Raw genomic sequence first — 26,798 nt, forward strand, 5'->3', positions numbered from 1 at the left:
CTGCCCGGCGCCGTGTCCCAGGGGGCGGCGCCCGGCGGCGTCCGCGCTACGACAGCGTGTCCATCACCGCCTGGTTCAGCTCCGAGTCCAGCGGCCACGCGGCAGGACGACGCGACGTGGTGAGGTCCAGCGTGCCGTCCGTGAGCTTCGCCCCGAACGCGTCCCCCACGAACAGCCGCACCTTGCGCACCTGCTCCCGAAGCGCGGCGCCCACGTCGGGCGGCCCGGCCATCGTGCTCAGCACCTCGCCGGCGCGCTCGACGAGCCACGCCAGGGACTGGATGTGGGCCTCCTGCTCCAGGTCCGCGGGCGTGCCGAGCTCCACCGCCACCTTCGTGCCCCAGGCGCTGGACAGCCTGTCCGCCATCGCGGGCAGGTGCCGCCGCAGGTGCATGGGCGAGGACTCGGGCATCGACTTCGCGGGCGTGTCCAGCACCGTGGCGTCGTGGAGCGTGAGCGCCTCGATGACGCCGTCCGGGACGAACGTCACGTCCAGCGCGTCCCCGCGCGAGCCGTAGCCGCTGGAGGTGGTGAGCAGCACGCCGCGGCCCTGGCGGAACTCGCCGTACTCCCGGACGAGCCCCGTCACCTCGCGCCCGCTGCGCAGGAACACCGTCACCTGCGGCAGGTTCAGCGGCAGGCCTTCATCGCGGCGGCGCATGAGGATGCTCATCGCCTCCAGCACCTCCCAGGCGCTGCGCACGGGGCCCCGGGCCAGCGACTCCAGCGGATCCACCGGCTTGGACGTGCTCATGAGCGGCCCTCCGCCAGGACGTGTACCCAGGTCCACGTCCGCGAGGGCAACCGCCCCGTCGCCAGCACATCATCGCCGCGTCCGCCCGTTCTGCGTCCCACGAATGCCATGGCCTGCTGCCTCCCGTGTACCCGGGAGGCAGTCTCCCCCAGGTCACGGGTGGGACCCAGCGGATCTCGAGTCCGCAATGTCCCGGGGTTCAGTTGGAGAGGTGGGCAACCCACCCCGTCTCCGCCCGCAGGCCCCATCCATTTTGCGGCGTGTCATGCGCATCCTCCCTCCACTCCGTGCACGTCCAGGGAGCAAGGGTCCAGTGACGCTCACTCTTCCGACAGCAAGCGGCCTGTCTCGTCCGGCCAGGGCTCCCGGGGCGCCAGCATGAACCCGGTTGCATCCACGCAAGACTCGCTCGCGGACCTCGTGGAGGCGAGGCGCGAGGACATCATCCAGCGCTGGGGCGCCCGGCTGGAGCCCCCTCCCCCGGACACGGCCGAGGAACTCCAGGAGCGGCTGGAGGGGATGCTCAAGCTGGTGGACGCGCTCGTGCTCGTCCTCCGGCAGGATGCCCTGGAGGCCCGGTCCTCCACCGGGCCGGCCTGGGCCCATGCCCGGGAGCTGGGGCTGCGGCGCTTCCAGGCCGGCGCGCGCGTGGAGACGCTGGTGCAGGAGTACGGCCTCCTGCGCGAGGCCATCCTGGAGGTGCTGGATGCATCCCCCCGGCCGCTCGGCACGGACGAGCTGCGCGGGCTGTGGCGTGCGCTGGACCGCAGCCTGACGGAGGCCGTGGCCCGCTACGTCCACGAGCATGAACAGGCGCTGCGCTCGCGCGAGCTGCGGCTGCAGGAGATCCTCGACCACGCCCCGGCCGCCATCTACGCGAAGGACGCGGGCGGGCGGTACCTGTTCGTCAACCTTCCCTTTGAAGCCATCTCCGGGCACGCGCGCGCGTCGGTGCTGGGGCGCTCGGACCTGGAGCTGTTCCCCCGGGAGACGGCGGAGCGCTTCCGCTACAACGACCGCCGGGTGCTGGCGTCGAGGATGCCGCTCGTCTTCGACGAGGAGGTGCTCCAGCCCGACGGGGCGCACCTCTACCACACGATGAAGTTCCCCCTGCCCGGCGTGGGGGAGGGCCAGTCGTGGGCCCTCTGCGGCGTGTCCACGGACATCACCGCCACGCGCACGCTGCGCCAGGAGCGCGACGAGGCCCGCGAGCAGCTCCAGCGCGTGCTCACCCAATTGCCCGTGGTGCTGTGGGCCTTCGACACGCAGGGCGTCTTCACCCTCTTCGAGGGCGAGGGCGTGACGACCACGACCGTGTCCTCCCAGGGGATGCAGGGGCGCTCCGTATTCGAGGTGTTCCGGGACCGGCGGGACGTGCTGGAGGTCGTCCTGCGCGCGCTGGCCGGGGAGCGGATGTCCACGGAGCTCTACCTCATGGGCGTCTGGTTCGAGGTGCGCCTCCTGCCGGTGGTCGGTCCGGACGGACGGGTGGTGAGCGTGTCGGGCGTGTCGCTGGACATCACCGAGCGGCGCCGCGCGGAGCAGGAGCTGCGGGCGTCGGAGACGCGCTACCGGCTGGCCACCCTGGCCACCCGCGACATCATCTGGGACTGGGACCTGGTGACCGGGGAGATCCACTGGAGCGAGCTGGCGCCGCGCATCCTCCGGCTGGACACGTCCCGGCCGCTGCCCGTCATGGACATGGCGTGGTGGACCGCCAGCCTGCACCCCGACGAGCGCGAGCGGGTGACGCGGGAGCTCAGGCAGGCGCTCGACAGCCGTGACGGTCACTGGCTGGCCGAGTACCGGATGCGCCGGGGCGATGGGACCTGGGCCTTCGTCGAGGACCGGGGCCGCGTGGTGAAGGACCTCCAGGGCCGCCCGGTGCGCATGGTGGGCGCCATGCAGGACGTCACCGACCGGCACGAGGCGGAAGCCGAGGCGAAGCGCCGCGCCGAGTTCGAACAGCTGCTCATCGGCATCGTCGGCCACGACCTGCGCAACCCCATCTCCGCCATCACCATGGCCGCCACGACGCTGTCGAAGCGCGAGGACGCCTGCCCGCGCGACCAGAAGGCCGTGGCCCGCATCCTCTCCAGCGCCGACCGCGCGCAGCGCATGCTGCACGACGTGCTGGACTTCACCCAGGCCCGGTTGGGCGGCGGCATCCCCATGGACCCGCGCGAGGTGGACCTCCTGGACCTGGTGCGCCAGGTGCTGGACGAGGTCCAGCAGGCCCACCCGGACCGGCGCCTGGAGGTGGACGGACGGGGCGATGCCCGGCTGTCCTGCGACCCGGACCGCCTGGCCCAGGTCATCACCAACCTGGTGAACAACGCGCTCGCCTATGGCGACGCCTTCAGCCCGGTGCGCGTGCGCCTGCGCAGCCAGCAGGACACGGTGACGCTCGCGGTGAGGAACCTGGGGCGCCCCATTCCGCCGGAGCTGATGCCGCGCCTGTTCGAACCGCTCAAGCGGGCGGAGGCCCGCGACGGACACCGCAACGCCCACGGACTGGGGCTGGGGCTCTTCATCGTGAAGCACATCGTGGACGCGCATGCCGGGAGGCTGCGCGTGCGCTCCACCCACCAGGATGGCACCACCTTCCTCGTGAGGCTGCCGCGCCGGCCGCCTGCCCGGGAGTGAGGCGCCGCCTCCCGGGGCGCGCTTGCCCTGGAGGGGCGGCCCGGGTAGCAAAGGGGCTCCGGCGGCGGGGGGCCCCGCCCTTGCCGGAAGGAGAGCGGAGCGGCGCCATGAACAAGAAGTGGATCCTCGGGCTGGGGCTGGGTGCCGGCGGGCTGCTGCTCGTGGGCGGAGGGCTGGTCGCGACAGGGTACTGGGCGGACCGCGCCATGGGCGGCGGCGTGGAGACGCTGATGAACACCCAGGAGCGCGCCCAGAAGGTCGCCGAGCTCAACGCCCGCCATCCCTTCCAGGCGCCTGCCGCGGGCAAGGTGCTGCGCCTGGACGAGGCGCGGCTGGCGGCCTACCTCGCGGCGCGAGAGGCGACCCTGCCCGCCTACGAGGTGCTGCAGAAGGAGACCCTGGAGTACGTCCAGGCGCACGGCAGCGAGCTCAACAGCGGGAGCCGCAGCGCCATCCTCAAGGCCGCCGGCGCCTCCCTGCGCATGGTGGGCAAGGCCCAGTCCGTGCTCCTGCGGAACCTGGAGGCGCAGGGCATGTCCCCCGTGGAGTTCCGCAGCCTCACCACCGTGGTCTACCCGCCGCCCGAGGCGCCGCCGGCCGCGGGCGCGGCGATGGCGTCCCAGGCGTCGGATCCGTCGGATCCGGCGAACCTCGCGCAGTTGGAGGCCCAGCTCGCCGCCATCACGCCGCAGCTGGAGGATCCGAAGCTCACCGAGGCGGAGCGGCTGCAACTGGAGCAGCGCCGCGCCGGGCTGCGCAAGTACATCACCCAGATGGAGCTGGCCTCGGGCAAGGACGTGAAGGACGCCAACGCGGCGCTCCTGAAGAAGCACGCGGAGCGCATCGCGAAGGCGGCGAACCCCACTTTCGACGACCTGCTCACCCGGCCCCTGGACGCCGCCGGCACCGCGGGCCTGCCCACGCCCTGAGCGTCAGGCCTCCACCTGACGCACGGAGCGCCGGTGGGCGAGGCTCGCGCCCACCGCCGCGCCAATCATCACCACGATGATGGCCACGGAGAGCAGCGGCGGGAGGTGCACCCAGGTCTCCGCCACCATCTTCGCGCCCGCGAACGCCAGCACCCCGGCCAGCCCGTAGTGCAGGTACTTCAGCTGCCCCACCGCCCCGGCGATGACCAGGTACAGCGCGCGCAGCCCCAGGATGGCGAAGGCGTTGGAGCTGTAGAGGATGAACGTGTCGGTGGTGACGGAGAACGCCGCCGGCACCGAGTCCACCGCGAACAGGATGTCCGTCACCTCCAGGCCCACCAGCGCCACCAGCAGCGGCGTGGCCATCCTGCGGCCGCGGTGCTTCACCAGGAAGCGGGGCCCCTCCACCTGGTCCGCCACCGGCAGCCGCTCCGCCAGCCACCCCACGACGCGGCTGTCCTCCTGCTTCGACGGGTCCTCGCGCAGCACGCGCCACGCGGTGACGAGCAGGATGGCGCCGAAGACGTAGGACACCCAGCCCCAGCGCTGCAGCGCCGCCGCGCCCACGAAGATGAACAGGGCCCGGAACACCAGCGCGCCGAAGATGCCCAGGAAGAGCACCTCGTGCTGGTAGCGCTGGGGCACGCTCAGGCTCCTGAAGATGACGAGGAAGACGAAGACGTTGTCCAGGCTGAGGCTCTTCTCGATGAGCCACGCCGCCAGGTACTCGTGGCCCTTGTCGCTGCCCAGCGTCACCCACACGAAGCCGCAGAAGGCCAGCCCCAGCCCCACCCACGCCAGGCTCCACAGGATGGCCGCGCGGCGCGACTGCCCCCGCCCGCCCCGGTGCGCCAGCAGGTCCACCACCAGCAGCGCCAGGAGCAGCGCCCAGAAGACAACCCAGGCCCAGGAAGGGGTGCTTTGCATGACCCCTCCAACCTAGGCATCTCCCCGACTTCCGCTCGAGGAAAGGGTTCGCGCGGAGTCAAATCCTACCCATATCCCCCGTCCTGGCCCCGGCGTCCGGGAGGCGGGCGAGCGTTGTCCTCTTCCGCGCTCAGGATGTGATACTTCCCTGGAAGCCCAGGAACCTCACGGTTTTCAACACTCCAAAGGCGGTGCGATGAACACGGTCATCTTCGCTTGTACGCACAACGCGGGTCGCTCGCAGATCGCGGCGGCCTTCTTCAACCTGCTGGCGGACCCAGCGAAGGCGCGCGCCATCTCCGCGGGGACGCAGCCGGCCGAGCGTCTGCATCCCGAGGTGCTCGCCACCATGAAGGAGATGGGCGTGGACCTGGGCGACGCGAAGCCGCAGCGGCTGACGCCGGAGCTGGCCAGGACCGCGCAGATCCTGGTGACGCTGGGCGGCCTGCCGGACGCGCCGGTGGTGGCGGACCAGAAGCGCGAGGACTGGCCCATGGAGGACACGGTGGGCAAGTCCGCGGCGGACGTGGAGAAGATCCGCGACACGACGGCCGCCATGGTGTCGGACTTCGTGAACCGCCACGGTTGGGAGCGCCCGCAGTAGTCCGGGTGCTGAAGGGAGGACCTTCCAGCGCGTGACCGTGGGTGTCCGGGCCCGCAAGCAGGGCGGACAGACGGACGCGCGAGGAAGGAAGGCGAAGGCCGCGACGCCCGGCGTCGCGGTGGGGGGGGCTTCCCGGGCAGGGGCGGTGGGCAGGTGGCTTGAAAGAAGTGGGAGCTTGCCGCACGCTGTGTCCCCTCGCGGACACTCGGTTCGCGCACCCCACCCCCAGGTTCCAGGCTCCACGATGCTCTCCGTCCTTCTCGCCGGGCTGCTGACGCAGACGGCGCCGCCGGTCTCCGCCCGCCAGCAGGGCGTGCCCATTGGCCGGGGCGACACGGTTCCCAAGGTGGTGTTGAGCGCGCCGTCCGGCGGGTGGACGGTGGACCGGATGCTCCAGATTGAAGGCACGGTGAGCGACCCCACGGTGGACCCTGTGGTCGTGTCCATCAACGGCGACCGCTACCTGATGCGCACGCAAGGGGGGCGCTTCAGCCGCAAGTTCCCGGCGGCCAGCGGGAAGAACGTCGTGACGGTGATGGCCACCAACAAGGGCGGCACGGCGCGCGCGCAGGCGACGAGCTACGCGCAGGTGCCTCCGGTGCCGCTCAAGGCCATCCTCACGAGCGACACGGACGGCGTCTACACGGACCTGCACATCTACGAGCCCACGGACGCGAGCAGCGCGGGTGACACGCTGGACGTGACAACCATGGCTCACGTGTACTGGGCGAACACGGAGAGCCCGTCCGGCGGCACGTTCTTCCTCAACGAGCAGGGCGGCGACTTCGACCAGCCGGCGTACGGCCCGTACCTCTACATCCACCGCGCGCCGCCGAAGGGCGTGTACCTGGTGGCGACGAACTACTGGCCCAGCGGCGACAAGGCGCACACGGTGGCCACGCTCAACCTGGCGCTCTTCGAGGGCACCCCGGGCGAAATCCGCCGCCGCGTGCGCATCCCGCTGGCGACGCCGGGCACGACGCGCGTGCTCGCGTGGGTGAACATCCTGGGGGACGGGCAGGCGGAGGTGTACGTGCCGTCCGCGGACCCCAAGCCGAAGGGGAAGGGCTGGCCCACGAACCTGGAGGAGGCGCTCAAGGAGCTCCAGAAGAATGGCGACAGCGGCGGGGGAGACGACGGTTACTGAAGCGGCCGGCGCTCCCGGCTCGGCTCCGCCATGCGCGTCCTGATGCTCACGTTGTTGCTGCACGCCGCGCCCGCGCCCTCCGGGACGGCCCCCGTGTCCGCGCGTGAAGGCGCGGTCATCGCACCGGAGCCCGTCGCCGCCGAGACGCGCGCGCGGCTGCTCCGACGCGAGGTCGCGCAGGTGGCGCTCGCGCAGGTGAAGGCCCCGGACGCGGCGTGGCAGCCCGCGCAGCGCGACTGCGCGGGCCTCATCCGCTACGCGTACCGCACGGCGTACCGGCGCGTGGCCGCCGAGCGGCTCGCATCTCCGCTGTGGAAGGACACGCGCGGCAGCCCCTCCGACTTCGCGGACGCGGAGACGCTGCTGACGCGCAGCTTCGCGCCGCTGGGCCGGGGCGTGGAGGCGCGCGAACAGCTTCGCACCGGGGACGTGGTGGCCTTCCGCCAGGAGCACGACGACGGCCCCGTCTTCCACCTGATGCTCGTGGTGCGCCCGGAGGACCGGGCCCACGCGCCCGCGCGCGTCGTCTACCACCCCGGTGAGGCCGGCGCGCGGGTGCGCACCGGCATCCTGGATTCGCTCGCCACCGAGGCGCCGCTGGAGTGGCGCCCCGTGCCGGCCAACGCCGCCTTCCTCGGCTTCTTCCGCTTCAAGGAGTGGATGTCATGACGTCTCCCGTGAGCCCGCCGCCCCCCGCTGGAGGCGGAGGCAAGGGCCCCTCGTCCGCCGTGCGCATCGCGCTCATCGGCGCCCTCGTCGTGGGGGTGGGCGTGGGGGCCTTCGTCATCGGCCGCAGGAGCGGCGGCTCGGGCAGCTCCGGCCCCGCCTTCTCGTCCGGTGAGCCCAAGGGCCCGCCGTCCGCGGGCGCCTCCGTGGAGGGCATGCCGGAGGTGCCCTCCGAGCCCACGAAGATGGAGGTGCCCGGCGCGTCGGCCACGCCCGCCGTCTGGGTGGACGTGCACTCGCCCGCGAAGGTGCGCGACGCGCTGGCGCGCAACGCGTGGCTGAAGTCTCAGTGGGACAAGCCCCTGGGCCAGGGCTTCACGGGCGGCTGGGCCGCGTTCCTGGGCTCCACCGGCACCGACCTCAAGGCGTCCTTCAAGGGCGCGGTGCTGGACGTCATCGCCGGGCCGCTCCTGGACACGCCCTTCCGCACGGTGTGGTTCACCGGCGACGCGCGCGTGGGCACGCCCGCCCTCCTCGTCCCCCAGGCGAGCAAGGCGTCGCGGGCGGCGTGGGATGCGCTGGACGCCGTGGCGAAGCGCGGGGAGATGGTCGCGGACAGCTGCCCCGGCAACGCGGAGGGTAGGGTGCAGGTGCCGGACGGCGGCTTCCACCTGTCGCGCTGGCTCGTCGCCGAGCAGACGGTGTGGGCGGCGCGCACGGCGGACCGGCTGGTGCTCTCGCGGCACCCGGTGGTGGTGCTCCAGGCGCTGTGCGGCCCGCTGCCGGAGCTGGACGCGGAGGACGGCGTGGACGTGGAGGTGGGCTTCGACGCCAACGCCTACGGCCGCGAGGCGCAGCTCTTCACCCACGTGTTGGGCCTGGGCGAAGACACGCGGCTGCAGCTGGCCGTGGACGGTGACCGGCTGGTAGCGAAGGGCATCGCCGGGAAGCTCCGGCCGGACGCGAGCGCCGCCGACGGCAAGCCCCTGTCCGACGACCTGCTGAAGCTCGTGCCCGAGGACACGCCGGTGCTGTTCGCGTTCCAGCTCACGCTGCCGGAGTCGCTGGAGCCCGCGCAGCTCAAGGCCTTCTGGAAGAAGGAAGGCCCGCCGCGCACGCGCACGCGTCAGGTGGCCCTGGTGTGGACGCCGCGCGGCAGCACGTCGCTGGAGCCGGAGCTGGCGCTCCTGTGGGGTGATGAGAAGGACGCGGAGGGACTCTCCGCGCTGTTCTCCGGCGGCGCGCGGACGCTGGTGCGCTCCACGCTGTGCAAGCACGTGGTGCTGGCCACGAGCCAGGCGGAGGTGGAGCGGCTCCAGAAGGCGTGCGACGGCCGCGCGCCCAACATGCTCAACGCCGCGGGCCCGGTGGTGACGGGGCTGCGCGCGCCCTCCACGGTGGTGCTGGGCGTCAACATGGGGCGGCTGTTCAGCGGGCTCGCCATGGACGGCTACACGTCCGAGGCGCGCGTGGACCGCTCGTCGCCCCTGCCCAAGGCGGCGCCCCCTGAAATCGAAGCAGCCCGCCGCGACCTGGAGGCCCTGCCGTACCTGGGCTTCCGCGGCCGCGCGCAGGGCGACGTCATGCTGTCGGAAGGGTTCGGGACATGAAGACCTCCGTGCGTTTCGCGGCGCTGGCCGCGCTCCTGGTGTCCGGCGTGGCGCTGGCCAAGCCGCTCTACATCACCGTTCCGCGCTCCTACGGCAGCAGTGAGCCGGTGGCGGTGGACGTCGCCTTCGAGGACAAGGGCCCCGTCGAGCTGCGCGTGCTCCAGCCCGCGAACCTGGACGCGTTCATCCGCGCGCAGGGCGACCTGCGGCGCGCGTACGAGACGCCGCCCACGCTGCTCAACCCGGGCCGGGGCCTGAGCCGTGGCCTCAACGCGGTGCGCTCGCCGGGCATCACGCTGATGGAGGCGCTGTCGCCCGCCTTCCGCCAGGAGGTGTCGGACTCGCTGCCGCCCGCGCCGGACGCGTCCTCGTCCGGCGCGCCGCTGGCGAAGGTGGCCGAAGGGCCGGAGAAGCTGGTGGGCACGCCGCCGGGCTTCTCCGTGGTGCGCAGCCAGTGGCTCAACCTGGACCTGGGCGGCGCGAACCGGGACTTCAACGTGCCGGGCTTCGACACGGGCGACAGCGGCAGCGGCTTCCAGGAGCGCCGCGTGCTGCTCGCGCCGCTGCCCGCGGGCACCTACGTGCTCCAGTTGGTGCAGGGCCGGGTGGAGGGGCAGGTGGTGCTCGTCGTCAGCGACGTCACCGTGCAGCTCAAGCAGACGGACGGCCAGGTGCTGGTGCGCGTGGCGGGGCGCGACCAGCAGCCGCGCGCCGGCGCGCAGGTGCAGGTGTACCTGCCCGCGGGCAAGGGCCCCTCGGGCACCACGGACGACAAGGGCGAGGTGACGCTCGCGGTGACGGAGCCGCGCATCATCGCGACGGTGACGGCCGGGAAGGACACGGCCATCGTGGACACGGACTTCTACTCCGCGCTGGCGGTGGCGCCGGATGTGTTCATCTACAGCGACAGGCCCATCTACAAGCCGGGCAATGAGGTGAAGTTCCGCGGGCTCGTGCGCCAGCCGGACACGTTCCTCGCGCGCCTCTTCACGCCGAAGAAGCGCGACGTGCGCGTGAAGCTGGTGTCGCAGGAGGGCCGGGAGGTCGTCACCCGCGCGGCGGTGGACGAGTTCGGCGCGTTCAACGGCACGCTCAAGGTGCCGGACGACCTGGGCACGGGCGTGCTGCGCATCGAGGCGGACCTGGACGAGCACCCCCACCAGGGCGAGGCGCGCGTGCAGGACTACGTGAAGCCCACGTTCTACCTGGAGGTGCAGCCCAGGTCGGAGACGGTGGTGCCGGGCCAGACGGTGGCCGTGACGGTGCGCGCGCGCCGCTACGCGGGCGGCGTGCCCAAGGGCGCGAAGTACGAGGTGTTCCTCTACCGCAGCCTGCTGGACGCGCCCGCGTGGGTGGACGACTCCGGCCGCGGGGGCCAGGGCAGCGCGGTGACGTACGGCACCGCCTCCAGCAGCGAGGGCAAGCTGAGCGTGCCGGAGCGGCTCTACTCCTCCGTCGCGGAGCGCCAGGCCACGGACGACCCGTGGTCCAGCGCGAGCGCGTTCAACGCGGACGGCGAGGCCGAGGTGGAGGTCGCCGTGCCCGCGCTCCAGCCGGGCGAGGAGCGGCTGCCGTACCGCTACAGCCTCACCGTGCGCGCGCGGGATGATCAGGAGACGTTCGCCAACGGCACCGCCGCCTTCTTCCTGTCGAAGGTGGAGGTGCTGGGCCTGGCGCGGTACTCGGACGCGGTGGTGCGGAAGGGCGCGGAGGCGCAGCTGGCCGTGCGCGCCACCACGCTGTCCGGGAAGCCCTACGGCGTCACCACGGGCGAGGTGGCCTTCGTGCTGCGCCGCGCGGACGGCAGCGAGAAGACGCTGGGCACGCAGGCCTTCACCACGCAGCAGGACGGCACGTCCCGGCAGAAGGTGCCCACGGCCGACGTGGGCACGGTGCTCGCGCGCGTGACGGTGAAGGACAAGAAGGGCGAGGCGTGGACGGGCGAGGAGTCGCTGCTCGTCATCGGCGGCGCGGACGAGCCCGTGGCGCAGGTGCCCAACCTCACGCTCGCGTCGCTGTCCGGCTCGCTGGCGCCGGGTGACAGCGCGAAGCTGGTGGCGCTGATGCCGGACGCCTGGGGGCCGGGCGGCCGGGACGCGGGGCCGGTGTGGGTGACGCTGACGGGCGCGGGCCTGTATGGCACCTCGATGGTGCAGCTGAAGGGCCGCACGCTGGTGCACGACTTCCCGGTGGAGAAGCGCTTCGGCAGCGCGGTGTACGCGTCCGTGGCGTACCCCACGGCGACGGGCCGCTGGGAGGAGCGCACGGTGGCCTTCCGCATCGTCCCGAAGGAGCGCACGCTCACGGTGGCGCTGCAGCCGCGCCGCTCGGAGGCGCTGCCGCTCACGGAGCAGGCCATCGACGTGCGCGTCACCGACAGCGACGGCAACGGCGTGTCCGCGCAGCTGTCCGTGGGCGTGGTGGACAAGGCCGTGTACGCCATCCAGTCCGAGTTCCGCCCCGGCGTGCTCGACTTCTTCTACCCGCCGGCGCGCGACAACGTGACGAGCTTCTACTCGGCGGAGTTCCAGGGCTACGGCTACGGCGAGCAGCTGGCGCGCAAGATGGCGGGGCTGCCCGACCATGCGTTCGCGTCCATCAAGCCGCCCAACCGCAACGCGAAGGACCTGGAGAAGGACACGGCGCACTGGGACCCGGCCGTGGTGACGGACCGCGACGGGCGCGCGACGGTGCGCTTCACGCTGCCCTCCAACCAGACGCTGTGGGTGGTGACGGCGGTGGCGGCGGACACGTCCGGCCGCTTCGGTGAAGGCACGGCGGAGTTCGCCACGCGCGGCGGGCTGAACGTCTACGCGGCGCTGCCGCAGTTCCTGCGCGAGGGCGACGAGGCGCTCGCGTCCGTGCGGCTGGCCGCGGGTGAGAAGTCCAAGGGCAGCCAGATGTTGGACGTCAGCCTGCGCCCGGGCGGCGCGCTCCAGGCGGAGGCGCTGCAGCGCAAGCTGGAGCTGGGCGAGGGCGGCGAGCAGGTGGTGCCGGTGACGCTGCGCGCGGCGAAGACGGGTCCGGCGCAGCTCGCGGTGGACGTGGCGGGCGGCAAGGACCCGTTGCGCGACCTGAAGCGCTTCGACGTGGCGCCGGCCGCGGTGGAGGATCCGGTGCAGGTGAGCGCGTGGGGCGGCGGCGCGCTGGCGCTGGAGGCGCCGGAGGCGGCCACGCTGACGCGCGTGGAGCTGGTGCTCCAGCCCTCCACGGTGGACGCGGCGCTCACCAACGTGCGCGAGCTGCTCACGTATCCATACGGGTGCCTGGAGCAGCTGGTCTCCACGACGGTGCCCAACGTGGCGGTGTACCAGGTGCTCCAGAAGGCCGGCGCGCTGGACAAGCTGGACCCGGAGTCGCAGGCGCTGCTGGCGGAGGCGCGCAGCCGCTCCGTGCAGGGCACGGCGCGCATCCTCGGGCTCGCGGTGAAGGGCGGCGGCTTCACCTGGTTCGGCGGCTACAACGAGCCGAGCCTGCCGCTCACGCTCATCGCGCTGGACGGCCTGGCGTACGCGTCCGAGGCGGGGCTGGTGGACCGCGACGACGCGCGCATCCAGGAGAGCGCGAAGTGGCTGGAGGCGCAGGCGAACCTGCCGCCGGAGTACGACGCGACGCGCGCCTACGTGCTGGCGCGCCTGCAGGGGCCGCGTCAGGCGGCGCGGGTGCGCGCGCTGGTGGAGGCCGCGAAGCCGGGGGATTTGTACCCGCTGGCGCTCGCGGTGCTGGCCGCGGAGAAGGCGGGCGTGATGAAGGAGCCCGGCCTCCAGGAGCGCATCCAGGGGCTGGTGAAGGAGAGCAACGAGGGCTTCGCGAAGCTCGCGGGGCTCAAGGGGGACGCGGAGACGTCCGAGGCGTTCTACCGCTACCCGCTGCGGCGCGTGGGCCTCACCGCCATCACCGCGCACGCGGCGTCGTTCGGCACGCTGGACATCACGCGCGCGCGCAAGCGCATCCTGGAGATGCTGAGCGAGCCGGGCCTGTCCACCTTCGACCGGAGCACGGCGCTGTTGCACTCGCTCTGGCTGGTGGAGCGCGACGCGAAGGCCTTCAAGGGCATGGCGCCGCCGGAGGTGAAGGGCGCGTCGGCGCCGGTGAGGTTCTCGCCGCGCGGCATGGGCCTGGTCGCCACGCTGCCGGCGGGCACGCGCACGGTGGACGTGGGCGGCTTCGACGGCGTGGCCACGCTGCGCGCCGCCGCGGCGACGCCGCTCAAGGACGTGCAGCCGCGCGTGAACGGCATGTCCGTGGAGCGCGCGTACTACGTGCTGCGCGAGGGCGGGAAGGTGAAGCTGGAGGCGGGCGCGTCCGTGACGCAGGGCGAGGAGGTCTACGTGGAGCTGAAGCTGGACGCGCGCGGGGAGAACCGGGCGCGCTCGGCGTACTACGTGGTGGAGGACGCGGTGCCGGCGGGCTTCGTTCCGCTCCAGGAGGACAAGGTCTTCCGGGGGCCGCCGCACTCGCTGCCGCTGGCGCCGGAGGCGCTCAAGCGCCGGCAGCTGGACCCCTCGCACGCGACGTTCTTCTTCGAGGAGCCGGCGTGGTGGAGCGACAGCCCGCGCACGGTGGGCTACGTGATGCGCGCGCAGTTCGCGGGCACGTTCGCGGCGCCGCCCGCGACCATCGAGGACATGTACTCGGCGCGCATCCGGGGCCGCACGGCGTCAGCCGTGTTGAAGGTGGTGCCCTCGAAGACGTCCGTGAGCGACCTGTAGCCCATGGGGTGGGCCGTCGCCGTCGCCGTGTTGTTGTCGGCCTCGCCCACCTTCGTCACGCGGGGGGACGTGACCCCGGAGGCGGACCTGCGCCGAGAGGCCCAGGCCGCCTGGACGTCGCTGGAGGCGCAGTACGCGGCGCAGGCGGGAGGGCTTCCCAAGAGGGCCCCCGCCACCGTGTCACTCCAGGGGGGCACGTCGCTCGCGCCCGAGCGCAACGCGCAGGGGCGGCCTGGCGTGGTGGAGCTGCGGCAGAACACGCCCGGCGTGCTGGACGCGAGGACGCGCACGGCGCTGCGGCATGAGCTGGCGCACCAGTTGCTGTGGTGGGCCTGTCCCGCGTCCAGCGAGGACCGGCTGTTCCACGAGGCCTTCGCCCTGACGGTGAGTGGCGAGCTGCCCGCCTGGCGCGACGGCCCGTACCAATCCCTGACGAGCGCGGCGCAGGCGGTGGCGAGCGCTCCGTCGGTGGACACGCCGCGAGCGAGGAGGGGACTGGCGCGCATCCTGGGAGAGCACGCGGGGTTCCCCGCCGCGCTGACGCGCAGGCTGCGCCAGTGTCATGACGGCGCGCGATGGGCCGCGCCCCTGACGGTGGAGGAGCTGGCGGACGTGGCGGTGCTCGCGCCGGAGCCGGCCACGGTGGTGGTGAGCCGGCACTCGGGAGAGGTGCTGTTCGCCGAGGGCGATGTCCGCCGCGCGGTGCCCTATGGCTCCTCGCTCAAGCCGTTCCTGTACGCCGCGGGGACCGCCCTCGCGCGAGCGGACGCAGGGGCTTCACCTCGCGGCGCCAGCGACCCCGGAGGAGCTGTCACGGCTGCCGGAGCGAGTCCCCCGGTCCAGGGCGCGGCCGCTGGTGCTCCAGAGGCCCACGCGCCTCCGCTGCTCCCGCCGCGCCCGGGCGTGCAGGAGTGGGCCTGCGGCGCGGGGCTTCCTGCGAAGGTGGATGCACGGCTCGCGCTCCTGCGCTCCTGCAACGGCTGGTTCCTGGACTGGGAGGCCACGGGCCGCGCGCCCGGGGACTTCGGCGTCTGGGGCCCCGTGCTGTCCTCCGTGGGGCTCACCGGCCTGCCCGCGGACATGACGGAGGCCATCGGGCTTCGCTCCGCGCACGGGCTGTCCCCGTGGGGCATGGCGCAGGCGTACCGGCTGCTCGCGGAGGCGCGGCCGGACGTGCTCGCGCTGCTCACCGGCAACGTGGACGAAGGCACGCTCAGTGGCCTCGCCACGTCGAAGGCGCTGAAGGGCGTCGCCACCAAGACGGGCACGGTGCGCGACGCCGCGAGCCGCCCCCAGCTCGGGTGGATCGCCGCCGTGGACGCGGACCTCGTCGCCGTCCTCGTGCGGCCCGGCAAGATGCCCCGGCACTTCGTGGACGAGCTCCCCGCGCTCCTCGCCCGCGTGCGCCAGCAGGCGGGGCTGGACGCCGCGCGCGTGCAGGTGCTCGGCCTGCTGCCGTCCGCGACCGTGGAGGCCCGCTGCGCGGGCGCGGGCTTCTTTCTCGATGACGGCACCCCGCGCGCCGCACCCGCGGACTTCTCGCGCCTGGACGCGCTCACCGCGAAGGGGCCCGCCGTCTGCCTGGGCGGCCCCTGGCGCGTGCGCTTCCCGGACGGCCCCGACGGAGGCCGCGACTACGCGGGCGTCTTCACCTGGTCCACGCCCCCTCCGTACCGCCAACCCCCCGGCGTGCCCACCACGCCCAGCGCCCTCAAGGCGCGGCGCGGCTCCGACTTCGTCTTCCGCACCACGCGCGTGCAGTACACCGCCGGCGTCATCGCCGCCGAGGACGTCACGCTCCAGGGCGAAGCCCGCGTCGCCCTGGCCCGCGTGGCCGCGCACAACGAACGCCACGCCGACACCCGCCACCCCGGCCGCGCCGTCTGCGACACCACCCACTGCCAGGCCTTCCGGGGCACCGTGCGCGTCCGCCCGGAAGACTCCCGCGCCCTCCAGCGCAAGCCGCTGAAGTGGGACGCGTGGCTCACCTTCTCGCAAGGCGGCGACACCCCGTGGAGCGAGGTCCGCCCCCGCGCGGAGGTGGAGGCCCTGCTGGGCACGAACCTCGTCTCCCTGCGCTTCGACTCCGGCCGCGTGCGCTACCTGTGCACCGAAGGCACCCCCGCCGCTCCCTACGAGGACGCGCGCTCCCTCCCGTGCGACACGCTGCGCGCCGGCCTCAGGCTCCCCTCCTGTCCCCAGCGCGCCTCCTTCGACGGACCCCAGGTCCGCTTCGAGGGCCAGGGCCGCGGCCACGGCGAGGGCCTGGACGTCGAAGCCGCCAAGGCCAGCCCCGGCCTCTCCAGCGACGCCCTCCTGGAGCGCGCCTTTGGAGCCCGGGGCCCCCCGCCGCCCACCCCCTGAGTCCTCCCGCCGCCGCCCCCACCTGAACCCCGTGGGCTCTCTGTCACCCACACGGGAAACCACGAAATACGAGCTGACACGGGCTCCTGATAACAGCTATTACGGAAGAATACCGTAGCGCTGTTTGGTGCGAGGGGCCCAATGGCGGAGGGAATGAGCGAGGCGGAGGCCACGCGGCGCGCGTTGGAGGCGTTGCCGGAGGGCCTTCGGGTGCGCTGGGTCCAGGAGGGCCGCGGGGCCTGGGTCCTGGGCTGTCAGGACTCGAGGCCGAACCTGCACGCGCCCCGGGGCGAGGAGGTGCTCATCCAGGGCGAGCTGTGGCTGTTGGGGGCCCGCTACGTGGAGGGCGCGGTGCCGCGAGGCGCCCTGCGGGTGTGGCTGCTGGAGGGCCCGGTGCGGCACGTGCTGGCCGCGCGCGTGGCGGTGTGCGGCGACGACCTGACGCTGGGGCTGGGGCCCCCTGGGGCGCGGGTGCCGTCGGCGCGCGTGGTGTGTCAGCGCGTGGAGTGGCGGCCGTACTCGGTCGCGAACGCGGCGCCGCTGGCGGCGGGCTTCGTGGACCTGTGGCGCGGCCTGGGCCGGGGCGCACGGCTGGAGCGGCTGGTGCTGGAGGTGGAGGGCGTGGTGGAGGGATGCGCGCGCGTGTCCCCCTTCGTGGAGGTGGAGGCGGACCGCAAGAAGTGCAGCCGGAGCTCCGCGACCCGCCATCCGCTGCCAGCCTTCGAGGTGTCCTCCGCGGACGTGCTGCGCGACTGCCGCCTGTGGCTGCGCGCGACGGCGCACGCGCTGACCCGTGAGGCGCCCTTCCTGCGCGAGGTGTATCTGCCCGCGGGTGACGGCGCGCCCTCGTCGCCGGAGGCCACGGCCGCGAGCGAATCGGTGGGCGCGCTGCTGGAGCGGCGGCTGCGCTGGGCGGACGCGTGGCTGACGCCCTCCGCGCTGCTGGAGCTGGAGGTGTCGCGCGCGGTGCCCGAGGACGCGGGCGCCGGGGCGTGCTGGCTCACCGCGCGCTTCGAGCAGGCGCAGACGGGCGGGGCGGCCACCACCGTCACGCTGTTCGACACGCCCGTCTTCTCCCCGGAGGTGCTGTTGGTGCTGCGCGGCTGGGCCCAGGCCACGGCGCAGCGGCGCGGCGCGGTGGTCCGCGGCCTGCTGTCCGTGGAGTGACGCCGCCTCATCCGTTCCATCCATGGGGCCTCGCCCCCTGGGGTGGGGCGCTCGGCCAGGCGGCCCTGGCAACCGGCAAACGTGTCCACACCTTGCCTACGTCAAAACATTCATCCGCTTGAAGGCGGGGGAGGCAGGGCCCATGGGCAAGGCGAACTGGAAGACGCAGGCGGTGGCGGCGGCGGTCATGACGGGTCTGATGGGCTCCGCGGCTCATGCCCAGGACCAGACCAAGCAGCAGAAGCACGAGATGGAGCGGGGCAAGGCCGTGGGCAAGGCGGCCGCCAAGCGCGTGCAGTACGTGGGCAAGCTGGCCGTCTTCAACAACCGGCAGATCAAGCTGGCGCAGCTCGCGGAGCAGCAGGCGTCGGACCCGCAGGTCAAGCAGTTCGCCACCAAGCTGCGCGAGGAGCATGAGCAGAGCCAGAGCCGCCTGCGCGACTGGGCCCAGCAGAAGCAGATCGAGGTCAGCGCGCTCACCGACAACAACATCACCTCAGAGGAGATGATGGGAACGGGCGGCTCCGGCGTGCAGCAGGGCTACCAGGAGAAGATGCAGGGCACCGGTGAGAAGCTGGGCCGGGCTCACGACAAGACGACCGAGGAGATCAACACGCTCCAGGCGAAGCAGGGCCCCGAGTTCGACAAGGCCTTCGTGACGCGCATCGCGGAGGACCAGAAGAAGGGCATGTCCCTGCTCGAGGAGGGCCACAAGGAGTACAAGAACGACGCCACCTTCCTGGCGCTCCTGGGCCAGGAAGAGCGCATGGTCCGCGGCAACGAGACGCAGGCGAAGGAACTCGAGAAGCAGATGAAGCACGTGAAGTAGCCGTGCCCGCGTGTGTAGCGCGGTGGGCGCCGGGCCGCCGGGCCGGTTGACTCGGCCAGGTCCGGCGCCTATCCCCTTCCAGATGCGCACGGCACGCGTGGCGGTGGGGGTGGCATGGGGGGCGCTGCTGGGCGCGTGTCACGCGTCCGTGCCGGCCTCCCCCGCGGTCCCGCTCGTGGGCGCGACGCCCGCCGGCCCCTTCGCCGGCGACGCGCGCACCCTCTTCGACGGCTGCGTCCCGGTCCCGGACAGCGCCACGTCGCGCACGTACCGCTGCGGCGCGCTCTCCGTGTGGCTGCACGAACAGCCCGGCCTGAGCGAGGCGCAGGCCGTGGACTCCGGGCGCGCCCGCGTCCACGCACGGCTGGGCCCGGACCTCACGGAGGCCCGGGGCGAGCTGCCGCTCGGCGGACAGCCGCACCCCTCCTTGCGCTTCGAGCAGTGCTCCGGTGCGGACGGCGAGGGAGGCTGCCCGGTGGGCGGCTACGTCACGGCGGTGACGCCCCTGGCGGGCCACGTGCGGCAGCTGGGCTGCGTGGCGCGCGACGACGTCCGCGCGGGGCTGGGCCGGTGTCTGGAGTTGTTCGCGTACCTGGCCACGCGGGGCAACCCGGAGGGCGACACGCTGTCTCCGTCCGCGCTCGTCACGCCGCCCCGGCTGCCGTGGCGGGTGCTGTACCTGCCGGAGGGCTGCGAGCTCGCGGACTCGACGACGCGCGCGGGGAGGATCCGCTGCGCCGGGTCCACCTTCTCCTGGAGCGTCTTCCTGCCGGCGTGGCCCGGCGCGGACCAGGTGGAGCGCTGGCGCGACCGGAGCGTGGAGGAGCTGCGCGATGCGCTCCCGGGAGCCCGTCCGGTGGCGTTGCGCGACTGCTACGTGGAGGGCATGGCCACGCGCTGCGCCCGGTTCACCGCGCCCTCTCCGGACGGAAGCGGCGATGTCCAGGTCTGGGCCGGCGGCGTGGACCAGGGCGACTGGGGCCTGTTCGCGGCGTGCAGCCTTCCGGCGAGCGCGTCCTTCCCCTTTCCGGCCGCCTGCAACGGCGTGTTCGCTCCGCGCTGAAGGGACGTGGCGTTCGTGTTCCAACTGCAAGGGGTGTCCAAGCGCTTCGGTGCCGCGCAGGCCCTGCACCCGCTGAACCTGAACCTGCCGAAGGGGGCCACCACGGTGCTCATCGGTCCCAGTGGCTGCGGGAAGTCCACGCTCCTGCGCCTGCTCAACGGCCTCTTGCGGCCCGACACGGGGCGCGTGCTCTTCGACGGGCAGCCCCTGCCGGAGGACGCGGGCGCGCTGCTCGCCGTGCGCCGCCGCGTGGGCTACGCGCTCCAGGGCGGAGGGCTGTTCCCGCACCTCACCGGCGCGAGCAACGTCACGCTGATGGCGCGGCACCTGCGCTGGCCGGAGGCGCGGATCCGCGAGCGGCTGGCCGGGTTGATGGACCTGACGCGCTTCCCGGCGGACGCGCTGGAGCGCTTCCCGGGCGAGCTCTCCGGGGGCCAGCGGCAGCGCGTGGCGCTGATGCGCGCGCTGATGCTGGACCCGGACGTGCTGCTGCTGGATGAGCCCCTGGGCGCGTTGGATCCGCTGGTGCGCCATGACCTCCAGGCGGACCTGCGCGGCATCTTCGAGCGGCTGGGCAAGACGGTGGTGCTCGTCACGCACGACCTGGCGGAGGCGGCCTTCCTGGGCAACGGCATCGTGCTGATGCGCGAGGGCCAGGTGGTGCAGCAGGGCGCGCTGGAGGACCTGGAGGCGCGGCCCGCGGAGCCGTTCGTCACGCGGTTCATCCAGGCACAGCGTCCGCTGCCGCTGGGGAGGCCGGCATGATGCGCGCGCTGTCGCTCGCGTGGCTGCTGCTGTGCGGCGTCGCGTGCACGGGCACTGGCGGTGGCGGACCCCAGGTGCGCGTGGGCTCCAAGAAGTTCACCGAGTCCGTCATCCTCGGGGAGATGGTGGCGCAGGTGGCGAACGACGCGGGCGCGCGGGCCTCGCACCGGCGCGAGCTGGGCGGCACCACGGTGCTGTGGGAGGCGCTGCGCCGGGGCGAGCTGGACGTCTATCCCGAGTACACCGGCACGCTGCGGCAGGAGCTGCTCGTGGGGCGCGCGCTGCCGGACGACGCGGCGCTGCGCCAGGCGCTCGAGGGCGAGGGCCTGCGGATGAGCGCGTCGCTGGGCTTCAACAACACCTACGCGCTGGGCATGAAGGAAGCGGAGGCGGAGCGGCTGGGCATCCGGCGCATCTCCGACCTGAAGGCGCACCCGGAGCTGCGCGTGGGCTTCAGCAACGAGTTCATGCAGCGGGGCGACGGCTGGCCCGCGCTGCGCGACGCGTACGGCCTGCCCCAGCGCGACGTGCGCGGCCTGGACCACGACCTGGCCTACCGGGGCATGGAGAGCGGCGCCATCCAGCTCACGGACCTGTACTCCACGGACGCGGAGGTGGCCGCCTACGGGCTGCGCGTGCTGGAGGACGACCGGCACCACTTCCCCGCGTACGACGCCGTGCTCCTCTACCGCGCGGACCTGGAGACGCGCGCGCCCCGAGTGGTCCAGGCGATGCGCCGGCTGGAGGGCTCGCTGTCGGAGGCGACAATGGTCCAGCTCAACGCCCGCGCGCGGCTGGAGCGAGTGCCGGAGGCGCGGGTGGCGGCGGACTTCCTCCAGGCGTCGCTGGGCCTGACGACGGAGGTGCGCACGGACGGGCGGGGTGCGCGCCTCTGGCAGCGCACGCGCGAGCACCTGTTCCTGGTGGGGCTGTCGCTGGCGGCGGCCATCGCGCTGGCCATTCCGCTGGGCGTGGTGGCCGCGCGCCGTCCGCGTTTGGGGCAGGGCGTGCTGGGCCTGTCGAGCGTCATCCAGACGGTGCCGTCGCTGGCGCTGCTGGTGTTCATGATTCCGCTGTTGGGCATCGGCTCGAAGCCGGCCATCGCGGCGCTGTTCCTCTACAGCCTGCTGCCCATCGTGAGGAACACGGCGGCGGGGCTTCAGGGCATCCCGTGGGAGGTGCGCGAGTCCGCGGAGGCGCTGGGCCTGCCGTCCGGCGCCCGGCTGTGGCGCATCGAGCTGCCCATGGCGGCGGCGTCCATCCTCGCGGGCATCCAGACGGCGGCGGTCATCAACGTGGGCACCGCCACGCTGGGCGCGCTGGTGGGCGCGGGCGGCTACGGGCAGCCCATCCTCACCGGCATCCGCCTGGACGACGTGGGGCTCATCCTGGAGGGCGCGGTGCCCGCGGCGGTGCTGGCGCTCGTGGTCAGCGGCCTCTTCGAGGCGGTGGAGCGCGCGCTGGTGCCCCGGGGCCTGCGCGGCTGAGCGCTACACCGGCTCCACGCGGGACGCAGGCTCGGAGGCGGGCTCCAGGCGCGGCGCGTCCTCCGCGAGCCCCGCCGCGCACAGCCGCACCACGCACATCCACACGCAGTCCGCGAGCAGCAGGTGGATGAGCTGCATCGTCACCGGCGCCAGCAGCACCAGGTTGATGACGCCCGCGCACAGCTGCGCGGCGTAGACGCCGGTGAGCCACGCGGACGCGCGCCGCACGTCCGGCGAGGGCCGCAGCCGCGCCACCCAGCGGCCGCCGAACACCAGCAGCGCGCCCATGCCCACCGCGATGGCCGGGTGGAACACGCGCAGGCGCAAGAGCACGTGCGCCGTCTCCGACAGGTCCTGCTCGAAGCCGTGCGTGAGGCTGGACGCGGGGAAGAGCGTGTCGCCCAGCGCGGCCACCGCGCCGCTGATGCCCAGCACCAGCATGCCCACGATGCTCGCGCCCAGCACCGCGCCCACCGTGCCCTGGCCGCGGAACGCCATGGGCGCGCGGCCCCTGGACGCCCACACCACCAGCGTCTGCGCGCCCACCAGGAGGAAGGTGTTGGTCAGGTGCAGGCCCATCCACACCGCGCGGCCCAGGCGCGCGTCCTGCGCCACGTACTTGAGCAGCACGATGCCCGCGCCCACCAGCCCTTCGGTGAGCATGAACACCAGCGCCCAGAACGCCGCGCGGCGGCCGGGGTGGCCCTTGGGGAACTCGCGGCGGCCCCACACGTAGAGGGCCACGGCGAGCACCGTGGCCAGGCCGCTGGTGAGCCGGTGGGTGTACTCGATGAGGGTCTGGAGGGAGGGCGCGCGGGGGAGCACCTCGCCGTTGCAGACCGGCCAGTGGTCGCCGCAGCCGGCGCCGGAGCCGGTGGCGCGCACGAACGCGCCCCAGAGGATGACGCCCAGGCTGTAGAGGAGCACGCCCTGGCTGAACCACTGGAAGCGGCGGGTGGCGGCGGTGGGAAGGGTCATCGTGCCCTCCCAGTACCGCATCCGTTCCCAGCGAACCACCGCGCGTCCGAGTCCGCCCGGCCGCCGCGCGCCAGTGGCTCAACACCTGCGCTTATGGGGCCTCCCGCGGCAGTCCCCAACCCCCGGGGAAGTTGTTAGCGTCACCCCGTGCCCCGAGACCGCGAAGCGCCCCCTGTCTCCTCGTCCCCTCACGATGCGGCCGAGCGCCTGCGCCGGCTGGAAGCGGCCATCGAGGAAGGGCGCGCGCGCAAGGACGCGGCCCTGGAGGCGTGGGTGCGCCGGATGGGCCGCCTGCCCACCGAGAAGGAGCGGGACCGCTGGGAGCGGGAGTGGGAGCGCGGCGCGGAGCGGGAGCGCCAGCGGTGGGAGAAGCAGTGGGAGCGCGAGTCGAAGGAGGCCCTGCGCCGCGCGGAGCGGCAGGCCAAGCGCGACGCGTACATCGCCCAACAGCAGGCGCACCGCCAGGCGAAGCGCGCGGAGAAGGCGGCGAAGGAAGAGGCCTCACGCAACCCGCTGGTGGGCGTGGGGCAGCTCATCGTCGCGCTGGCGTGCGTGGCCACGGTGGTGCGGTTCCCGAACCAGTACTGGTGGCTGCTGTTCGTGGCGCTCGGCTTCTTCAAGGGGGCCGCGAAGCACCTGCGCGCGGCCAACAACCCCCTGCTGACGCGCGTGGAGGAGCCGACCGCGCCGGTGCTGCCGCAGGCGAAGGTGACTCCGGCGCCGGCGGATCCGCGCCTGGCGCGCGTGGACGCCGTCTGCGAGAAGCTGCTCGCGGAGCTGAGCGCGGGGCCGGGCGTGTTGCAGGAGATGGTGCGCTCGCCGGAGCGCACCGTGCAGGACCTGCGCAAGAGCTGCCACGAGCTCATCCGCCGCGAGCGCGAGCTGCGCACGGTGGCGCCGCCGGAGGACGTGCAGCGGCTGGCGGACGAGCGCAAGAAGCTGGAGACGCGCTGGGCCGCGGAGGAGGACGCGGTGGTGCGCGACCGGCTGCGCGCGGCGTTGCAGGTGTTGGATGAGCAGGTGCGCCAGCGCGCGGAGCTGACGAAGGCCGCGGACCGGCTGGAGGCCGAGTACACGCGCCTGGCCTACACGCTGGAGAACCTCTACGCGCAGGTGCTGCGGGTGCGCTCGGCGGACGCGGCGGACGCGGACGTGGCCGGCGCGGGCCTGCGCCTCAGCGTGGAGCAGCTGGGCGCGGAGGTGGACGCGGTGACGTCCGCGCTGGAAGAGGTGCACGGCGCGCCCGTGGATGGCCGGGTGCGCACGCGCTGAGCGCCCCTATTCACCCGCGTGCTTCGACGGCGGCGGGGCGCCGGACGGGCCGGTGATGCGGACGGTCTTGGCGTTGACGAACTCGCGGATGCCCAGGTCGGCCAGCTCGCGGCCGTGGCCGGAGTGCTTCACGCCGCCGAAGGGCAGGCGCGCGTCGGACGCGACGAGCGCGTTGACGAACACCATGCCGGCCTCGATGCCGTCGATGAGCCGGCGCTGCTCGTTCGGGTCCTGGGTCCACACGCTGGCGCCCAGGCCGAAGGGCGTCGCGTTGGCCAGCTCGATGGCGTGCTCCAGGTCGCGGGCGCGCAGCAGGGTGGCCACGGGGCCGAAGAGCTCGTCGTGGAAGGCGGGGGCCCTGGGCGGTGGATCCGCGAGGACGGTGGGCGGGTAGAAGTTGCCGGGGCCGCCCTGGGGCCTGCCGCCGAGCAGCAGCCGGGTGCCGGCCTTGATGCTCTCCTGCACCTGGGCGTGCAGCCCTTCGAGGATGCCGGGCGTGGCGAGCGGGCCGACGTCGGTCTTCGGATCCATGGGGTCGCCGACCACCATGGTCTTCATGCGTTCGACGAAGCGGCGTTCGAACTCCTGGGCGATGGGCTCGGCGATGATGAAGCGCTTGGCGGCGATGCAGGACTGGCCGTTGTTGATGAGGCGCGCGGACACGGCGGTGTGCACGGCCTTGTCCAGGTCCGCGCTGGGCATGACGATGAACGGGTCGCTGCCGCCCAGCTCCAGGACGACCTTCTTGATGGCGCGGCCCGCCGCGGCGCCCACGGCCCGGCCGGCGCCCTCGCTGCCGGTGAGCGTGACGGCCTTCACGCGCGGATCCTCGATGACGCGGTTCACCTCCGACGTCTCGATGAACAGGGATTGGAAGGCGCCTTCGGGGAAGCCGGCGGTGCGGAAGATTTCTTCCAGCGCGAGGGCGCACTGGGGCACGTTGCTGGCGTGCTTGAGCAGGCCCACGTTGCCGGCCATGAGGGCAGGGGCGGCGAAGCGCACGACCTGCCAGAAGGGGAAGTTCCACGGCATGATGGCGAGCACGGGGCCCAGCGGCTGGTAGCGCACGAAGGCGGTGTCGCCATCCACGTCGATGGGCGTGTCGCGCAGGAGCTTCTCCGCGCGGGTGACGTAGTAGCGGCACGCGGTGGCGCTCTTGCGGGACTCGGCCTTGGCGGCCTCCAGGGGCTTGCCCATCTCCTCCGTCATCATGCGGCCGAAGCGGTCGGCCTCGACTTCGAGGATTTCAGCGGCGCGGCGCATCCAGCGGGCGCGGTCGGCGAAGGACGTCTCGCGGTAGGCGCGGAACGTGTCCGCGGCCTTTTGCAGCTTGCGCTCCAGTTGCTCGGACGAGAGCACGTCGAAGGTGCGCAGCGTCTTGCCCGTGGTGGGGCTGATGGTGGCGATGGCCATGTGCGGGTGCCTCCCGGTGCGAACGTCCCCGGGTGATAACAGGCCGCACTCCCGTGACAATGCTTCCGGAGCTGGAGCGTCCAGGGGCGCACGCCCGGCCGATGACCGAACCATGACCGAACGACCGGGAGCCCTCGGCCAACGCCTCCCTGGTCCCGTGGTCCCATGGCGTCCGACTCGCAGGAGCTCGCGCGGAGGCTGTGCATGGGAATGGCCGTGGGAGGCAGGGGCGGAGTGAAGGCGGACATCAACGTCACCCCGCTGGTGGACGTGGTGCTGGTGCTGCTGATCATCTTCATGGTCGTGACCCCGCTGATGCGCGGCGAGTTCGCGCTCCAGCTCCCCTCCGCGGGGGACCCCGGCGCGTACCCCATGTCATCCGAGGACCTGCCCCCAGGCCTCGTGCGCCTCACCTCGGACGGTTCGCTGCTCATCGACGGCGAGCCCGTGAGCGAAGCGGACTACGTGCCGCGCCTGCGTGCCTTCCTGAACGCCCGCCCCAAGGGCCAACGCGGCCTGTACTTCCAGCCCGACGCACAGGCCCCGTATCCACGGCTCATCAGCGCGCTGGACGGCGCGAAGGCCGCCGGCGCCGAGACCCTGGGCCTGTCCATCCAGAGCCCCTGAGCGCCCTGGAGCCTGTCCGACACTCGCCGCGAAAAGACCGTGCCTGGCCCGCACCCGCTGGCCTAAGTCACGCCCATGTCACGAGGGCCATGGCGGTGGGTGTCGGGTTGGGACGTGATGGTGACGCGGCCGCTGGGGCTGCTGTTGCTCGTGGTCGCCTGCGTCCTGGGCTTCGTCTACCTGTCCGACGAGGTCACCGAAGGCGAGACGCAGGACATCGACGAGCGCATCGTGCGCTCCCTCCGCCGCCCCGAGGACCCCGCGCTTCCTCGCGGCCCGTGGTGGCTCGCGGAGACCGCGCGCGACGTGACGTCCCTGGGCGGCTTCCCCGTGCTGTCGCTCATCACCGTGGCCGTGTGCGGCTTCCTGGCGATGGCCCGCCGCTACCGCACCAGCCTCTTCGTCCTGTTCGCCATCGTCGGCGGATGGATGCTCAACGCGGCGCTCAAGAACGTCTTCAACCGGCCGCGCCCCTCCGTGGTGCCCCACCTCACGGAGACGCTCTCCACCAGCTTCCCCAGCGGACACGCCATGCTGTCCGCCATCACCTACCTCACGCTGGGCGCGCTGCTGGCCCAGTTCTCCGAGCACCGCCGCGTGAAGGTGTACCTCCTCGTCGTCGCCCTGGTCCTGTCCGGCCTCGTGGGCTGCACCCGCGTGTACCTGGGCGTGCACTACCCCACGGACGTGCTCGGCGGCTGGGTGGCCGGGCTGGCGTGGGCCCTCCTTGTCACCGTCGCCGCCCGCTTCATGCGCCGCCGCAGCCCCGCCCTGCGCGAGGAGGCCCATCGCCCCGTGGAATGAGCCTTGCGCCCCCCGCCCCCTCGCAGGATGAAGG

The 26,798-nt window shown here is 73.1% G+C and carries 20 protein-coding genes; 16 read left to right on the forward strand and 4 right to left on the reverse strand.

The annotated features are described in order from the left end of the window. Window positions 1-46 precede the first annotated feature (46 nt). A complete protein-coding gene (locus tag KYK13_RS02395) occupies window positions 47-754 on the reverse strand; it encodes a hypothetical protein (RefSeq protein WP_223646969.1) in 708 nt (235 codons plus the stop codon). A 378-nt stretch (window positions 755-1,132) separates the two neighbouring features. Here KYK13_RS02395 and KYK13_RS02400 point away from each other — a divergent pair, with 378 nt between their 5' ends. After that, window positions 1,133-3,400, forward strand: a complete 2,268-nt coding sequence (locus KYK13_RS02400; RefSeq protein ID WP_223646494.1) for a PAS domain-containing sensor histidine kinase — start codon at window positions 1,133-1,135, stop codon at window positions 3,398-3,400. 107 nt (window positions 3,401-3,507) lie between these two features. Further along, window positions 3,508-4,329 (forward strand): hypothetical protein, encoded by an 822-nt coding sequence (locus tag KYK13_RS02405; protein WP_223641632.1) that lies wholly within the window; start codon window positions 3,508-3,510, stop codon window positions 4,327-4,329. 3 nt (window positions 4,330-4,332) lie between these two features. On the opposite strand, the gene KYK13_RS02410 is transcribed toward KYK13_RS02405, so the two are convergent. Next, window positions 4,333-5,256 (reverse strand): TerC/Alx family metal homeostasis membrane protein, encoded by a 924-nt coding sequence (locus tag KYK13_RS02410; protein WP_223641633.1) that lies wholly within the window; start codon window positions 5,254-5,256, stop codon window positions 4,333-4,335. A 196-nt stretch (window positions 5,257-5,452) separates the two neighbouring features. Between KYK13_RS02410 and KYK13_RS02415 the strand changes: the two genes are divergently transcribed. The 11 genes from KYK13_RS02415 (at window position 5,453) to KYK13_RS02465 (ending at window position 21,670) form a co-directional block, all read left to right on the forward strand. Next, a complete protein-coding gene (locus tag KYK13_RS02415; protein WP_223641634.1) occupies window positions 5,453-5,860 on the forward strand; it encodes a low molecular weight phosphatase family protein in 408 nt (135 codons plus the stop codon). Window positions 5,861-6,104: 244 nt separating this feature from the next. Next, complete coding sequence (locus tag KYK13_RS02420) at window positions 6,105-7,007, forward strand: DUF2135 domain-containing protein (RefSeq protein ID WP_223641635.1); 903 nt, start codon at window positions 6,105-6,107, stop codon at window positions 7,005-7,007. Window positions 7,008-7,037: 30 nt separating this feature from the next. Then, window positions 7,038-7,676 carry a DUF1175 family protein gene (locus tag KYK13_RS02425; RefSeq protein ID WP_223641636.1) on the forward strand — a complete coding sequence of 213 codons (639 nt, stop codon included), beginning with the start codon at window positions 7,038-7,040 and terminating at the stop codon, window positions 7,674-7,676. Then, window positions 7,673-9,283, forward strand: a complete 1,611-nt coding sequence (locus KYK13_RS02430) for a hypothetical protein (protein ID WP_223641637.1) — start codon at window positions 7,673-7,675, stop codon at window positions 9,281-9,283. Before KYK13_RS02425 ends, KYK13_RS02430 begins: the two co-directional genes overlap by 4 nt. Then, complete coding sequence (locus KYK13_RS02435; protein WP_223641638.1) at window positions 9,280-13,995, forward strand: MG2 domain-containing protein; 4,716 nt, start codon at window positions 9,280-9,282, stop codon at window positions 13,993-13,995. The genes KYK13_RS02430 and KYK13_RS02435 overlap by 4 nt, the downstream gene beginning before the upstream one ends. A 3-nt stretch (window positions 13,996-13,998) precedes the next feature. Further along, a complete protein-coding gene (locus KYK13_RS02440; protein WP_223641640.1) occupies window positions 13,999-16,359 on the forward strand; it encodes a hypothetical protein in 2,361 nt (786 codons plus the stop codon). Between the two features lie 153 nt (window positions 16,360-16,512). Further along, window positions 16,513-17,526, forward strand: a complete 1,014-nt coding sequence (locus KYK13_RS02445; RefSeq protein ID WP_223641642.1) for a hypothetical protein — start codon at window positions 16,513-16,515, stop codon at window positions 17,524-17,526. Window positions 17,527-17,668: 142 nt separating this feature from the next. After that, window positions 17,669-18,355 (forward strand): DUF4142 domain-containing protein, encoded by a 687-nt coding sequence (locus tag KYK13_RS02450; RefSeq protein WP_223641644.1) that lies wholly within the window; start codon window positions 17,669-17,671, stop codon window positions 18,353-18,355. 82 nt (window positions 18,356-18,437) lie between these two features. Further along, complete coding sequence (locus KYK13_RS02455; RefSeq protein WP_223641646.1) at window positions 18,438-19,418, forward strand: hypothetical protein; 981 nt, start codon at window positions 18,438-18,440, stop codon at window positions 19,416-19,418. A gap of 15 nt (window positions 19,419-19,433) precedes the next feature. Continuing rightward, window positions 19,434-20,183 carry an ATP-binding cassette domain-containing protein gene (locus tag KYK13_RS02460; RefSeq protein ID WP_223646495.1) on the forward strand — a complete coding sequence of 250 codons (750 nt, stop codon included), beginning with the start codon at window positions 19,434-19,436 and terminating at the stop codon, window positions 20,181-20,183. After that, a complete protein-coding gene (locus KYK13_RS02465) occupies window positions 20,183-21,670 on the forward strand; it encodes a glycine betaine ABC transporter substrate-binding protein (RefSeq protein ID WP_223646496.1) in 1,488 nt (495 codons plus the stop codon). The genes KYK13_RS02460 and KYK13_RS02465 overlap by 1 nt, the downstream gene beginning before the upstream one ends. A 3-nt stretch (window positions 21,671-21,673) precedes the next feature. On the opposite strand, the gene KYK13_RS02470 is transcribed toward KYK13_RS02465, so the two are convergent. Then, window positions 21,674-22,648 (reverse strand): COX15/CtaA family protein, encoded by a 975-nt coding sequence (locus KYK13_RS02470; protein WP_223641648.1) that lies wholly within the window; start codon window positions 22,646-22,648, stop codon window positions 21,674-21,676. A gap of 147 nt (window positions 22,649-22,795) precedes the next feature. Here KYK13_RS02470 and KYK13_RS02475 point away from each other — a divergent pair, with 147 nt between their 5' ends. After that, window positions 22,796-23,920 (forward strand): MICOS complex subunit MIC60, encoded by a 1,125-nt coding sequence (locus tag KYK13_RS02475; RefSeq protein ID WP_223641650.1) that lies wholly within the window; start codon window positions 22,796-22,798, stop codon window positions 23,918-23,920. A 6-nt stretch (window positions 23,921-23,926) separates the two neighbouring features. Here the strand turns inward: KYK13_RS02475 and KYK13_RS02480 are convergent, their stop codons facing one another. Then, entirely contained in the window at window positions 23,927-25,333 is a 1,407-nt protein-coding gene (locus KYK13_RS02480) for an NAD-dependent succinate-semialdehyde dehydrogenase (RefSeq protein ID WP_223641652.1), read from the reverse strand. A 204-nt stretch (window positions 25,334-25,537) separates the two neighbouring features. Here KYK13_RS02480 and KYK13_RS02485 point away from each other — a divergent pair, with 204 nt between their 5' ends. Both KYK13_RS02485 and KYK13_RS02490 read left to right on the forward strand, forming a co-directional pair. Beyond that, entirely contained in the window at window positions 25,538-25,960 is a 423-nt protein-coding gene (locus tag KYK13_RS02485; RefSeq protein WP_223641654.1) for a biopolymer transporter ExbD, read from the forward strand. 75 nt (window positions 25,961-26,035) lie between these two features. Further along, on the forward strand, window positions 26,036-26,764 hold the full coding sequence (locus KYK13_RS02490) for a phosphatase PAP2 family protein (RefSeq protein ID WP_223641656.1): 729 nt from the start codon (window positions 26,036-26,038) through the stop codon (window positions 26,762-26,764). Window positions 26,765-26,798 lie beyond the last annotated feature (34 nt).

Source organism: Corallococcus sp. EGB, from assembly GCF_019968905.1.
Lineage (GTDB): Bacteria > Myxococcota > Myxococcia > Myxococcales > Myxococcaceae > Corallococcus.